The organism is Rhodoferax sp., assembly GCF_018780565.1.
Lineage (GTDB): Bacteria > Pseudomonadota > Gammaproteobacteria > Burkholderiales > Burkholderiaceae_C > Rhodoferax.
This window is the reverse complement of sequence record NZ_JADMJN010000005.1, coordinates 245012-258482: the sequence shown is the minus strand read 5'-3', so window position 1 is coordinate 258482 and position 13471 is coordinate 245012. Positions and strand designations below refer to the sequence as shown.

The 13471-nt window shown below is 58.6% G+C and carries 12 protein-coding genes; 9 read left to right on the top strand and 3 right to left on the bottom strand.

Translation table 11 applies throughout. The annotated features are described in order from the left end of the window. Window positions 1-65: 65 nt before the first annotated feature. On the bottom strand, window positions 66-1694 hold the full coding sequence (locus IV109_RS08690; RefSeq protein WP_296694933.1) for a 3-(methylthio)propionyl-CoA ligase: 1629 nt from the start codon (window positions 1692-1694) through the stop codon (window positions 66-68). A 269-nt stretch (window positions 1695-1963) separates the two neighbouring features. On the opposite strand from IV109_RS08690, the gene IV109_RS08685 reads away from it, so the two are divergent. From IV109_RS08685 to IV109_RS08660, 6 genes are all read left to right on the top strand, one after another. Next, window positions 1964-2656 (top strand): Crp/Fnr family transcriptional regulator, encoded by a 693-nt coding sequence (locus IV109_RS08685; protein WP_296694932.1) that lies wholly within the window; start codon window positions 1964-1966, stop codon window positions 2654-2656. Window positions 2657-2734: 78 nt separating this feature from the next. Next, window positions 2735-4228: a protein adenylyltransferase SelO gene (locus tag IV109_RS08680; protein WP_296694930.1), complete on the top strand. Its 1494-nt coding sequence runs from the start codon at window positions 2735-2737 to the stop codon at window positions 4226-4228. 31 nt (window positions 4229-4259) lie between these two features. After that, window positions 4260-4670, top strand: a complete 411-nt coding sequence (gene msrB, locus IV109_RS08675; protein WP_296694928.1) for a peptide-methionine (R)-S-oxide reductase MsrB — start codon at window positions 4260-4262, stop codon at window positions 4668-4670. Next, a complete protein-coding gene (locus IV109_RS08670) occupies window positions 4667-5206 on the top strand; it encodes a septation protein A (protein WP_296694927.1) in 540 nt (179 codons plus the stop codon). The genes msrB and IV109_RS08670 overlap by 4 nt, the downstream gene beginning before the upstream one ends. A 27-nt stretch (window positions 5207-5233) precedes the next feature. Continuing rightward, complete coding sequence (locus IV109_RS08665) at window positions 5234-5527, top strand: BolA family protein (protein ID WP_296694926.1); 294 nt, start codon at window positions 5234-5236, stop codon at window positions 5525-5527. Between the two features lie 70 nt (window positions 5528-5597). Beyond that, window positions 5598-6383, top strand: a complete 786-nt coding sequence (locus IV109_RS08660; RefSeq protein ID WP_296694925.1) for a peptidylprolyl isomerase — start codon at window positions 5598-5600, stop codon at window positions 6381-6383. A 58-nt stretch (window positions 6384-6441) separates the two neighbouring features. Here IV109_RS08660 and IV109_RS08655 read toward each other — a convergent pair whose 3' ends face one another. After that, window positions 6442-7209, bottom strand: coding sequence for a heparan-alpha-glucosaminide N-acetyltransferase (locus IV109_RS08655; RefSeq protein WP_296694924.1), 768 nt, complete (start codon window positions 7207-7209; stop codon window positions 6442-6444). A gap of 126 nt (window positions 7210-7335) precedes the next feature. Between IV109_RS08655 and IV109_RS08650 the strand changes: the two genes are divergently transcribed. Further along, window positions 7336-7830 carry a phasin family protein gene (locus tag IV109_RS08650; RefSeq protein ID WP_296694923.1) on the top strand — a complete coding sequence of 165 codons (495 nt, stop codon included), beginning with the start codon at window positions 7336-7338 and terminating at the stop codon, window positions 7828-7830. A gap of 84 nt (window positions 7831-7914) precedes the next feature. Beyond that, on the top strand, window positions 7915-8406 hold the full coding sequence (locus tag IV109_RS08645) for a cyclic nucleotide-binding domain-containing protein (protein ID WP_296694920.1): 492 nt from the start codon (window positions 7915-7917) through the stop codon (window positions 8404-8406). A gap of 3 nt (window positions 8407-8409) precedes the next feature. On the opposite strand, the gene purL is transcribed toward IV109_RS08645, so the two are convergent. After that, on the bottom strand, window positions 8410-12480 hold the full coding sequence (gene purL / locus IV109_RS08640; protein ID WP_296694917.1) for a phosphoribosylformylglycinamidine synthase: 4071 nt from the start codon (window positions 12478-12480) through the stop codon (window positions 8410-8412). 148 nt (window positions 12481-12628) lie between these two features. Here purL and map point away from each other — a divergent pair, with 148 nt between their 5' ends. Further along, on the top strand, window positions 12629-13465 hold the full coding sequence (map, locus tag IV109_RS08635; protein WP_296694914.1) for a type I methionyl aminopeptidase: 837 nt from the start codon (window positions 12629-12631) through the stop codon (window positions 13463-13465). The last annotated feature ends 6 nt before the right edge of the window (window positions 13466-13471 follow it).

Here is a 13471-nt window from a genome sequence, read left to right as displayed (position 1 = left end):
TCACCCATGTGACACCCGAGCGAAAGCCCGTGCGCACCCCTGTGGTGCGCACCGTTGGCCAACACTCAGGCATCGGGAAGTTTGTAGTCCGCAAGCTGCTCGCGCAACTTCGATTTTTGCATTTTGCCCGTGCCACCCAAGGGAATGGCATCCACGAAAACGACGTCATCCGGGATCTGCCATTTGGCAGTCTTGCCATCGTAGAACTTGATCAGGTCGTCGCGGGTCACTTCGGCACCTGGCTTCTTGACCACGGCAATGATGGGGCGCTCGTCCCACTTCGGATGTTTCATGCCGATACATGCCGCCATCGCCACAGCAGGATGCGCCATCGCGATGTTTTCGACATCGATCGAGCTGATCCATTCCCCTCCGGACTTGATGACGTCTTTACTCCGATCCGTGATCTGCATGTAACCATCCGGGTCAATCGTTGCGACGTCACCTGTTGGAAACCAGCCATCGACCAGAGGAGCGCCGCCCTCGCCCTTGTAATATTCACTGATGATCCACGGGCCCTTGACCAGCAGGTCGCCATAGGCTTTGCCGTCCCACGGAAGTTCTTTGCCTTCGTCATCGACGATCTTCATCTCCACCCCGAAAATGCCACGGCCCTGCTTGAGGCGGACTTTCATTTTTTCGGCGGGGGACAGCGCAAGGTGTTTGTTCTTGAGAGTACAAACCGTACCCAGGGGGGACATTTCCGTCATGCCCCAGGCGTGCAACACTTCGACGCCATAGTCATCATTGAAAGAGGTGATCATGGCGGGAGGGCAAGCCGAACCACCAATCACCGTGCGCTTGAGCGTCGAGAACCGCAAGCCACCTGCCTGCATGTGACCCAGCATCATTTGCCAGACGGTGGGCACACCAGCAGCGAACGATACCTTTTCGTTTTCAATCAATTCAAAAATCGACTTGCCATCCATGGCGGGTCCGGGGAACACCAGTTTGGCACCCGTCATGGCAGCCGAATAAGGCAGACCCCACGCGTTGACGTGGAACATGGGCACCACCGGCAAAACCGTGTCGCGCGCGCTCATGCACAGGGCATCGGGCAAGGCACCGGCCCAGGCGTGCAACATGGTCGAGCGATGGCTATACAGGGCGGCCTTTGGATTGCCCGTTGTACCGCTGGTGTAGCACATGCTGGACGCCGAGTTTTCGTCAAACGAGGGCCATTTGTAGGTGGCGGATTGCGCTCCAATCCAGGCTTCGTAGCTCACCAACCCGGGAATGCCGCTGTCAGCCGGAAGCTTGTCTGCGTCGCACATTGCCACGAAAGTCTTGACCGTGCCGCAACGGCTGTGAATAGCCTGCACGATAGGCAGAAAGCTCATGTCAAAACACAGGACCGTGTCTTCAGCGTGATTGGCAATCCACACAATCTGGTCGGGGTGCAGACGCGGATTGAGCGTGTGCAACACACGGCCCGAACCACTTACACCGAAATAAAGCTCAAGATGGCGGTAACCGTTCCATGCCAGCGTAGCGACGCGATCGCTAAAGCCAAGCTTTAAACCATCCAGTGCGTTGGCCACGCGCCGTGCGCGGGCGGCGACATCCTTGTAGGTATACCGATGGATATCACCTTCCACCCGGCGTGACACGATTTCGGCGTCGCCATGGTGGCGTTCGGCGAAATCGATCAACGACGAGATCAACAACTGTTGGCTTTGCATCAACCCGAGCATGTAAGAACTCCTGAATAATTGTGGAATCGAAACGCGCATGGTACTGCGGTTTTTGAACAAGCATGGCCAAGCCGACATACGAGCCTGAGGTCATGAACAGCAGATTTCGTATCATCGAGGTCTTGGCGCGGACGTCATTTTGATGTGAATGACGGCGCACGGCAAACCCTGTCAACTGAGCGACAGTTTATAGGTAGTAACCCTGGGTCTTCATTTTCTGACCAGCCGTATCCATGACCACATCGCGGCTTGTCTTACATAAAAAAACCATGTTTCCCGACTCGGTCTCTCCCATATCCCGATTTGTAGCGCTGCAACCCTGGTTTGCCAGCCTGCCCCTGTCGACTCAAACCCGGGTCGCTGATAGTTTGCTGCGCATTTCGGGCAAAAAGGGAGAGGTCCTGCTGCCAGCTGGCGCCCAAGTGGAAGGGTGGTATGGCGTTCTGTCAGGGCTCGTCAAATTGCAGAGCGTGCCCGTTCAGGGAAAGACATGCAGTTTCGTGTGTGCAGCTTGCGGCGACTGGTTCGGCGAAGGTTCGGCGATGAACATCGAGCTTCGCCGTTACGAGGTCGTTGCCCTGCGTGACACCGAATTGCTGTGCCTGCCGCAGAGTGAGTTTCATGAACTGCGTGCCAGCAGCCTGGCGTTCAACCAGTTTCTGGCAAAGCAATTGAGTATCCGGGTGAGCCAAACCATGGCCATTATCGAAACCAGCCGTTTGCGCACACCCGAGCAGCGTGTTGCGCTGTCCCTCAGTCGGCTGTTCTGGGGGCGAACGCGAAAGCTCAACCTGTCGCAGGACGAACTGGCCAGCCTGGTCGGCATCTCCCGTCAGACGGCCAACCAGTCGCTGCGGTCACTGGCACAACGGGGCCTGGTGACACTGGATTTCGGCCGACTGGAAATTCCCGATGACGAAGCGCTGACCAATTTCATCTTTTCCGCACCTCAGACTTCCTGAGCGCACGAAGCGGGTTCGATCGGAGGTCGGATAACCCTGCGGCCGCGGGGTCTGGCGACACTGCGAGACAATTCAACCATGAACACGGCATCTGACAGCCACGACGGTCTGGACATAGGACTGACTTGGAACAACAGCTTCTCCCAATTGGGCGAAGACTTTTATACGCGCCTTGCGCCACAACCCCTGCCTGCGCCCTACTGGGTAGGGCGAAGCAGCGCAGCCGCCGCGGTACTGGGGCTGGACCCGTCCTGGCTGGATTCGTCCGAACTGCTGGAAGCGGTATCAGGCAACCGCCGCCTTGCAGGCGGAGCCACTTTGGCCAGCGTGTACAGCGGACATCAATTCGGAATGTGGGCCGGACAGTTGGGCGACGGCCGCGCCCTTCTGCTGGGCGAGACGGGCGCAGGCATGGAAGTTCAGCTCAAAGGTGCGGGACTCACGCCCTACTCCCGCATGGGCGACGGCCGCGCGGTGCTGCGCTCCAGCATTCGCGAATTCCTGTGCAGCGAAGCCATGCACGGCCTGGGCATACCCACGTCACGCGCTTTGTGTGTCATTGGCTCGGATGCGCCGATTCGGCGTGAAACGATCGAAACTGCGGCGGTCGTCACGCGACTGGCACCCAGCTTCGTGCGGTTTGGCCACTTTGAGCATTTTTCACATGGCAACCAGCACGATCAGCTCAAGGCGCTTGCCGACTACACCATTGACCGGCACTACCCCGAATGCCGAACGAGTGAAGAATTTGCCGGCAATCCTTACGCCGCGCTTTTGCAAGCCGTGAGCGAGCGAACCGCGATCATGGTCGCACAATGGCAGTCCGTCGGCTTCTGCCATGGCGTGATGAACACCGACAACATGAGCATTCTGGGCCTGACCATTGACTATGGGCCATTCCAGTTTCTGGACGCGTACAACCCAGGCCACATCTGCAATCACTCCGACAACCAGGGGCGCTATGCCTTCAACAAACAGCCCAATATGGCTTACTGGAATCTGTACTGCCTGGGGCAGGCTTTACTACCGCTGATTGGGGAGCAAGAACCCGCCATTGCTGCGCTTGAGTCTTACAAAACAGTGTTTCCAGCGGAGTTTGGCCAAAGAATGGGCGCCAAACTGGGTTTGATGGCGTCGCAAGGTGAGATGTCGGCGCTGGACCGGGCCTTGATTGAAGACATTCTGAAATTGCTGGCTGCGGACCGCGTCGACTACACCATTTTCTGGCGGCGCCTGAGTCATTCGGATGGCGGCCGTGATGCTGCTGCAGTGCGTGACCTGTTCCTGGATCGCGTAGCTGCAGACGCCTGGTTGCTACGCTATTCGGAGCGAATCAAGCATATTCCACGCGGGGAATCGACTGATTTGATGCTCAAAACCAATCCCAAGTTTGTGCTGCGAAACCACTTGGGTGAACAAGCTATCAAAAAAGCGAAACTAAAGGACTTTTCCGAAGTCAATACCTTGCTGACACTGCTCGAATCCCCATTTGAGGAACACAAGGGGTTTGAAGAATATGCCGGTTTCCCGCCAGAGTGGGCTGCAGGCATTGAGATCAGTTGCAGTTCCTGAAACTACCATCACATTAAGACGAGTCATCTTCATGAGCTACAAAATCGAAAAAACCGAGCTCCAGTGGAAAGCCCTGCTGCAAGAAAAGGGGGCCGAGCCTCTGGCCTTTGATGTCACACGCCACGAAGCCACCGAACGCGCCTACACCGGCAAGCTGGAGAGCAACAAGGCAGAGGGCGTCTACAAGTGCATCTGCTGCGAAAAGCCCTTGTTTGATTCCAGCACCAAGTACGAATCCGGCTCCGGCTGGCCCAGCTTTTTTCAACCCCTGGATGAAACTGCCGTGGGCACCAAGGTCGACGGTGTGCTGTGGATGAAACGCACCGAAGTGCACTGCGCTGACTGCGGTGCCCACCTTGGCCATGTCTTCGAAGATGGCCCGGCGCCCACCGGACTGCGCTATTGCATGAACTCGGCTTCGTTAAACTTCAGCCCTAAATGAAAATACTGATTGATTTCCTCCCCATCCTGCTGTTTTTTGGGGCCTACAAAGCCTACGACATATACGTGGGCACAGGCGTGCTGATGGCCGCCACCGTGGTTCAAATGGTCCTGATCTACGTCATTGACCGCAAATTGCAGGCCATGCACAAGATCACGCTGGCCTTGGTGCTTGTTTTCGGTACCTTGACCCTGGTCCTGCATGACGACCGTTTTATCAAATGGAAGCCGACGGTACTCTACGCGGCCATGGCGATTGCGCTGGCAGTGGCCGTCTGGGTATACAAAAAGAACTTCCTCAAAATGTTGCTGGGTAGCCAAATGGAACTCCCCGATCCGGTCTGGATGCGACTCAACGTTTTGTGGATTGCCTACAGTGCATTCATGTCGCTCATCAATGCCTATGTGGCCGCCTACTACAGCACCGAGGCCTGGGTGAATTTCAAGCTCTGGGGCTACGCGTTCCCGCTGGCCTTCATCATTGGTCAGGGGTTTTATATTTCCCGCTACCTCAAGTCTGACGAGCCCAGGGCCTGACGCCCAGGCCCTTGCGACTGCATCACCATGACCTCTCCAACAATCCCCGAAGCCCCCACTGCGGTGCAACTTGAACAGCGTTTGCGCGAAGCGCTTCAACCCACCACGCTCGAGGTACTGGATGAAAGTTTCCAGCACCATGGTCACGCCGGAGCCAATGGCACCGGTTTTGGCACCCACTTTCGTGTCCGCATTGCTTCACATTTGTTTACAGGCAAGTCGCCCGTGATGCGACATCGCCTTGTGTATGATGCACTGCAAGATTTCATGGACCGGGGCCTGCACGCCTTGGCGATTGAAGCCCAGTTGCCACCGGCTTGAACCCTTTCAAGCCTGGTTTCGCAGAACTTTTGTAGATCCTGTTTTTGACTTTATCGCATAGGAAACCTGAATGAAAATGAAACTTTTGGCGGCTGTGGCTGCTGCTGCCATGCTGGGAACACTGGCACCGACCGTTATGGCCCAGAACGTGGCCATCGTCAACGGCAAGGCCGTTCCCAAGTCACGTATTGATGCACTGATGCAGCAAATCGCCCGCTCCGGCCGGCCTGTCACGCCTGAAATGCAGGGCCAGCTCAGGGATGAAGTCATTGCCCGCGAAATTTTCATTCAGGAAGCCAAAAAGCAGGGTCTGGATACGACCGAGGACTTCAAGACCCAGATGGAGCTGGCACATCAGTCCATCCTGATTCGCGAGTTGTTCGGCAATTATCAGAAGAACAATCCAGTCACCGATGTTGAGATCAAGGCAGAGTACGACAAATTTGTTGCAGCCAACGGCGGCAAGGAATACCGTGCGCGTCACATCCTGGTGGAAAAAGAAGACGAAGCGAAAGACATCATTGCCAAGCTGAAAAAGGGCGGCAAATTTGATGAGATCGCCAAGAAATCCAGTAAAGATCCAGGTTCTGGCGCCAAAGGTGGTGATCTCGACTGGGCCAGCGCCGGAAGCTATGTGGCTGAATTCGCGGATGCTTTGGGCAAGCTGGCCAAAGGCAAGACAACCGAGGCGCCTGTCAAGACGCAATTCGGCTACCACATCATTCGCCTGGACGACGTCCGCGACGCCCAGCTGCCCAAGCTTGACGAGGTCAAGCCTCAAATTGCCCAACAACTGCAACAGCAAAAGCTGGCCAAGTTCCAGGAAGATTTACGCGCCAAAGCCAAAATCGAATAAACCTGCTTGCAGCTTTGACAAAAAACGCGGCCAAGGCCGCGTTTTTTGATGGGCAAGCCTATTTAAGCAGCCAGGCGAGCGCCATCAAGACCGCAATCATCACAGGCTGATGCACCATGTAGTAGCTCAAACTCCAGCGCCCCAGCACCGCCAATGGCTGCAGCAGTTCAGGCAAACGCCACGACAAGATGCCAGACGCCTGGCGGGACAAACTGGCGCCGGCGGCAACACCCCACCACATGACACCCAGCCAGGGAATCAGCGGCACATAGTCTTCTGTGACGGGTTTGCGCGAAATAAAACCCAGCCAGTTGAGCACCGGCGCATTCATGGTATCGGCATACAAGGCCAAGGCCTCCGTCGTCAAAGCGTAGGCTGCTATGAATTTAAAAGCAATGGCGACCCCGCCGAGCCACCACAAGTGCCAGCCCCAGTGCACTGTCAACCGCGCCAGAATGAGCATCAATGCAATACCGTGCAAAACGCCGAAGTAAATATAGCTTTGCGGGTACATCCACCACGACCCCAGCGTAACCAGCGCCGCACATCCGGCAACCTGAGCCCAGCGGCGCCAGAAACGAGGCCAGCTCTGGCCTTGAAGGACGGCAATGGCCTGCCCGATACCTGCGCAAAAAAGAAAAAGGCTGACGATGCAGGTTCGCTGCCAGGTCCACAGCGGATCGTTGTAGAAATCCTGCCGAAGGTAGCCGAAGTGATTCAGATCGAAGCCAAAGTGAAAGGCGGTCATCCACACCATCGCGGTACCACGCAATGCGTCCACTGTTTCGAATCGAGAAATGGCAGAGCCTGGGTTGTTGCGAGACATGCGGGAACGATACCCGATTCGTGCGTTTTCACAATCCAGCGCGTGAAACCGAGTTGTATTCTTTGGATTTAGTCAGGGATAACGCTTGCACGGCGATCCGTCTCACCCTTCAATAAGGAAACATTCATGGTTACCAGCACTGCTACCAAAGCAAGGAAAACTGCAACGGCCAAGACGCAAAGTCGGGCGCCGGCCACCAGGCGCAAGACGAAGACCGACACAACCCTTGCGGCCCAACCCGCCACCTTGAAACAGGTCACCAGCCAAAGCCGCAAAAAAGTCAGCGCTGCGGTCCACCTGACGCGGGATGCATCCTTGCGGCTGATTGATTCCCAGCGTGCCATCTGGCTGGCGGGCTTGGGGGCTTTGGCCAAGGTCACCACCTCCACTGGTACCCGCGGAGAAAAAGCCTTTGAAGCGCTGGTCAAAGCTGGCGAAAAGCTGGAGTTCCAAGCACGTGGCGCGATCGACAACAATGCCGACCTCCTCAAGGGCCGCATCAGCAACGCGAGCAAAGCCGTGGACCAGCGCCTTTTGAACGTCACTGATGCTTTCGATGCGCGAGTCAAGCAGGCACTGGCACGTTTGGGCTATCCCAAAGCCAGCACGCCCAAAGCTTGACGCCGGGCAGCCCTGCATCCATACTTTGACCGGCGGGTGTGAGATCCCGTCCGTTGACGATATCGATACAGCCGGGAGGCCGCGATGAGCAGTGGAGTTCTGACACCCCAGAAGCCCGACGTAAGTGGGCTGGTTGCGGCCATATCACGCCATACAGACGACGGCACATTGGCCAGGTTCATGGAGCCGCACCGATGGACCGCACTGGCCAGCTATCTGCATCCTTCGGTGCTGCCACGCGGGCACGTTTTGATTTCGCAGGGCGCCACTGATCGCAAACTGTATTTTCTGGAATCCGGCAGCCTGAAAGTGGACCTGCGAACCGACGGCGGCTTCACGCAACTGGCCATACTGGGGCCTGGCACCGTGGTGGGTGAAGGCAGTTTCTTTTCTCACCGGGCTCGCAATGCATCGGTCGTGGCCTACAGCGACTGCAAAGTGTGGGAACTCAGCCCCACCGATTTCGCAGCCCTGTCCCGACAACAGCCCAGTATCGCGTTGGCACTTTCCATGGCCTTGGGAGCCATCCTGGCCACCCGCACACTTGACTTGAGCACGCGGGTCGCCGTGACCTGAGCTTCAGCCCACCCAACGTCTCGCGTTTTCCCATAGCTGCATCCAGGCGCTGAAAGCCGCTGGGTCGCCATTGGTCCAACTCATCTGGATGTTGCGAAACACGCGCTCGGGGTGGGGCATCATGGCGGTGAAGCGTCCGTCGGCCGTGGTTACCGCCGTCAGGCCGCCGGGACTGCCGTTCGGATTAAACGGATAAGCCTCGGTCGCAGCCCCATGGTTGTCGGTGAAGCGCATGGCGGCGATGGCTTTGTCGGCATTGCCCCGGTACTTGAAGTTGGCGTAGCCCTCGCCGTGCGCCACAGCAATCGGCAAGCGGTTGCCGGCCATGCCCTTGAAGAACAGCGAAGGGGACTCCAGCACCTCCACCATGCTCAACCGTGCCTCGAAGCGTTCGCTCTGGTTGGTCGTGAAGCGCGGCCAATCTTGTGCGCCCGGAATGATGTCGGCCAGCTCGGCAAACATCTGGCAACCATTGCACACGCCCAAACCAAAGGTGTCAGTGCGACCGAAGAAAGCCTTGAACTGGTCGGCCAAAACGGCATTGAAGGTGATGGAGCGAGCCCAGCCAATGCCGGCACCCAGCGTGTCGCCGTAGCTGAAACCACCGCAGGCCACCACGCCCTTGAAGTCAGCCAGGTTGGCGCGGCCACTTTGCAGGTCGGTCATGTGCACGTCAAAGGCTTCAAAACCCGCTTCGGTAAAGGCATAGGCCATTTCCACATGCGAGTTGACGCCCTGCTCGCGCAACACTGCCACTTTGGGGCGGGACAGCATGAGCGCTGGACTTGCTATTGATTTAGAAGCATCTTGCGCAGATGATACGGCGGCCGCAGCCTGATTTGGCACGCAATGCAGGTGCATGCCGGGGTCCGACGGCTCACCGGCAGCAGCGTGCTCGGCGTCGGCGCAGGCCGGGTTGTCGCGCTGCTGGCAGATCTTCCAGCTGGTGCTATCCCAGACCTGGTGCAGGTCCTGCAGCTTGGCCGAGAACACGGCCTTGGCATCGCGCCAGACCTGCACTTCGCCGACACCCATCGCCACGGTCGAGTCCAACGGGCGGGTCTTTCCGATCTCATGGCTGTATTTGCTCAAGCCGTGCTCGCGCAAAGTCTGAATGACGTCACCGCGCTGTGCGGTGCGAACCTGCAGCACCACGCCCAGTTCTTCGTTAAACAGGGCTTTGAGGGTGAGTTCGTCGCGCCGTGCGCTCACCTGCCCTGCCCAGTTCTTGCTGTCGCCATGGTCAGCGCGGCTATCGGTAATGCCGTCGCCTTCGGTGACCAGCATGTCCACATTCAGGGCCACGCCCACATGACCGGCAAAAGCCATCTCGCATACCGAGGCAAACAGGCCGCCATCGCTACGGTCGTGATAGGCCAAAATCTGCCCCTGCGCGCGCAAGGCGTTGACGGCCTTGACCAGGTTCACCAGATCTTGCGGGTGGTCCAGATCGGGCACCTGGTCACCCAGTTGCCCCAGCGTCTGCGCCAGCATGCTGCCGCCCATGCGGTTCTGGCCACGGCCCAAGTCCACCAGCAGCAGTGTGGTGTCCTCGCTGGCGTTCAGTTGCGGCGTCAGGGTGCCGCGCACATCGGCCAGTGTGGCAAACGCCGTCACGATCAGGGAGACGGGCGAGGTCACCTTCTTGGCGCCCTGCTCATCCTTCCACTGCGTGCGCATGGACAGGGAATCTTTACCCACCGGAATCGAGATACCCAACGCGGGGCACAGCTCCAGACCCACGGCCTTGACGGTGGCGTACAACGCCGCATCTTCACCGGGCTCGCCGCAGGCGGCCATCCAGTTGGCCGACAGTTTGACACGCGACAACTCGATCGGTGCAGCGAGCAAATTGGTGATGGCTTCCGCCACCGCCATGCGGCCCGATGCCGGTGCGTTCACGGTGGCCAACGGCGTGCGCTCGCCCATGCTCATGGCCTCACCTGCGAAGCCCTTGAAATCGGCCAGCGTCACGGCGCAATCGGCCACCGGCACCTGCCAGGGGCCCACCATCTGGTCGCGATGGCTCAGGCCACCCACGGTGCGGTCGCCAATAGTGATGAGGAAACGCTTGGACGCCACGGTGGGGCTGGCCAACACGTCAATGCAAGCTTTCTGCAGATCGACACCGGTCAGATCAACGGGGCTGAAACTGCGCGCCACCGTTTTCACATCCCGGTGCATCTTGGGCGGCTTGCCCAGCAGCACGTTCATGGGCATGTTGACGGGTGATTCGTTACCCGCGTCAGCCAATTCCAGTTGACGCTCCTGCGTGGCCACGCCGACCACCGCAAACGGGCAGCGCTCGCGTTCGCACAGGGCACGAAAGCCCTCCAGCGATTCCGGCGCAATCGCCAGCACATAGCGTTCCTGACTCTCGTTGCACCAGATTTCCTTGGGGGCCATGCCAGATTCTTCCAACGGCACGGCGCGCAAATCGAAGCGGGCTCCGCGCCCGGCATCGTTGGTCAGCTCGGGGAAGGCATTGCTCAGGCCACCGGCACCCACGTCGTGGATCGCCAGAATGGGGTTGGCCGCGCCCTGAATCCAGCATTGGTTGATGACCTCTTGCGCACGGCGCTCGATCTCCGGGTTGCCGCGCTGTACCGAATCAAAGTCAAGCTCAGCCGCATTGGCGCCCGTCGCCATGGAGCTGGCCGCACTGCCGCCCATGCCGATGCGCATGCCGGGGCCACCCAGCTGGATCAGCAGGCTGCCCGCAGGAAACTCGATCTTGTGGGTCTGCGTGGCGTCAATCACGCCCAGGCCACCGGCGATCATGATCGGCTTGTGGTAGCCGCGCTGCTCCTGCTGCACATCCTGCCCAGCGGCTGCACGGTACGAAACACTCTGCTCGTACTCCCGGAAATAACCCAGCAAATTGGGCCGGCCAAATTCGTTGTTGAACGCAGCACCGCCCAGCGGACCTTCGATCATGATCTGCAAGGGGCTGGCAATGTGACCGGGCTTACCGTAGCCAGACTGCGCCTCATCAAAACGCAGCGTGGACACGGTAAAGCCGGTCAGGCCCGCCTTGGGCTTGGAGCCGCGCCCGGTGGCACCCTCGTCGCGAATCTCACCACCGGCACCGGTAGACGCACCAGGGAAAGGAGAAATGGCCGTCGGGTGGTTGTGGGTTTCCACCTTCATCAAGATGTGATTTGTTGCACTATTTTTTTGATAGCTGGCCGAGCTTATTCCACGAGGGCCAGCAGCGGAATTTGCTGCCTTGGCCACAAAACGCTCCACCTGGGCACCTTCCATCACCGAGGCGTTGTCCGAGTACGCCACCAGCATGTGCTGCGGGTTGGTCTGGTGCGTGTGGCGGATCATGCCAAACATGCTCTGGTCCTGCGCCACGCCATCAATGGTGAACTGGGCGTTGAAAATCTTGTGCCGGCAGTGCTCGCTGTTGGCCTGCGCGAACATCATCAGTTCCACGTCCGTCGGATTGCGCTTCAACTGAGTGAAGGCCTGCACCAAGTAGTCAATCTCATCGGCGGCCAGGGCCAGGCCAAACTGGGTGTTGGCGGCTTCCAGCGCCGCCTTGCCACCGCCCAGCACATCCACGTGGGCCATGGGTGCGGGGTGCAATTCTGTAAACAAACCGCAAGCCGAAGTGCGGTCAAACATCACGCTTTCGGTCATGCGATCGTGCAGCAATTCGCCGATCCGGGCCAGTTGCACATCAGACAAAGTGGACTTGCTCAACAGGCCGCTTTTAAGGCTGATGCGGTATTCGATCACCCGCTCGACCCGCCTGACGTTCAAACCGCAGTTGTGGGCAATGTCGGTGGCTTTGGAGGCCCAGGGTGATACGGTGCCAAAGCGCGGAGAAACCACCACCAGCGGGCCCTCTGTGGACCCGACATAGGGGTCGCCGTAGGTGAGTAAGGCCGCCAACTGGTCCGCGAGTGCCGGCGAGGGAGAGGTGTCCGACGTGACCAGATGCACAAAGCGTGCGGCGATACCGTTGATCTTGTCGTGAATGGCTTGCAGGCCCGGCAATAACTGCTGGACACGGAAACTGCTGAGAGCGCTGCCGCCCTCGATTTGGGTGATATGCAGGGTCACTTTAGGGCCTGAAATGGATAGCTGACTGGGTTGACGATCGGCTCATGGCGCAGGCGCTGACTGGGCCTGTCCGTGAAAACCCTAGATTTTACCTGTCCGTCGCACCGACCTCCCGCAGAAAAGTGGCGTCAATGGGATAATTGACTCCATGACTATCACTTACAAAGACGCTGAAGGCGTTGCGGGAATGCGCGTGGCGGGCCGTCTGGCCGCCGAACTGCTGGACTATCTGGCCCCTTTCGTCAAACCCGGCATCACGACCAATGAGCTGGACAAACTGGCCGACGAATACACCACCCAAGTGCAGCACGCCATCTCGGCACCGCTGAACTACGCACCCTCGGGCCACAACCCCTACCCCAAAGCCATCTGCACTTCGATCAACCATCAGGTGTGCCACGGCATTCCGAACGACAAGCCGCTGAAAAAAGGCGATATCGTGAACGTGGATGTCACCGTCATCAAGGACGGCTGGCACGGTGACTCCAGCCGCATGTTCATGGTGGGCGATGTGTCCGTGGCCGCCAAGCGCCTGTGCAACCTGACGCACGACGCCATGTGGCACGGCATCGTCAAGGTGAAGGCGGGCGCCTACCTGGGTGACATTGGCCATGCGATTCAAACTTTTGCCGAAGGTCACGGCCTCAGCGTGGTCCGCGAATTTTGTGGGCACGGCATTGGCCAAAAGTTCCATGAAGAACCGCAGGTACTGCACTACGGCCGCCCCGGCACACTGGATCAACTCAAGGCCGGCATGACGATCACGATTGAACCCATGCTCAACATCGGGCGTCGCGAGATCAAGGAAATGGGCGACGGCTGGACCATCGTCACCAAAGACCGATCGCTGTCCGCGCAATGGGAGCATACCGTGCTGGTGACGGAAACCGGCTATGAGGTGCTGACCCTCTCGGCGGGCTGCCCACCCATTCCGGCCTTCGTACCCAAGGTTGTACCGGCTGCCGCCAGCACTGCCAGCGCCTGAGAGGCG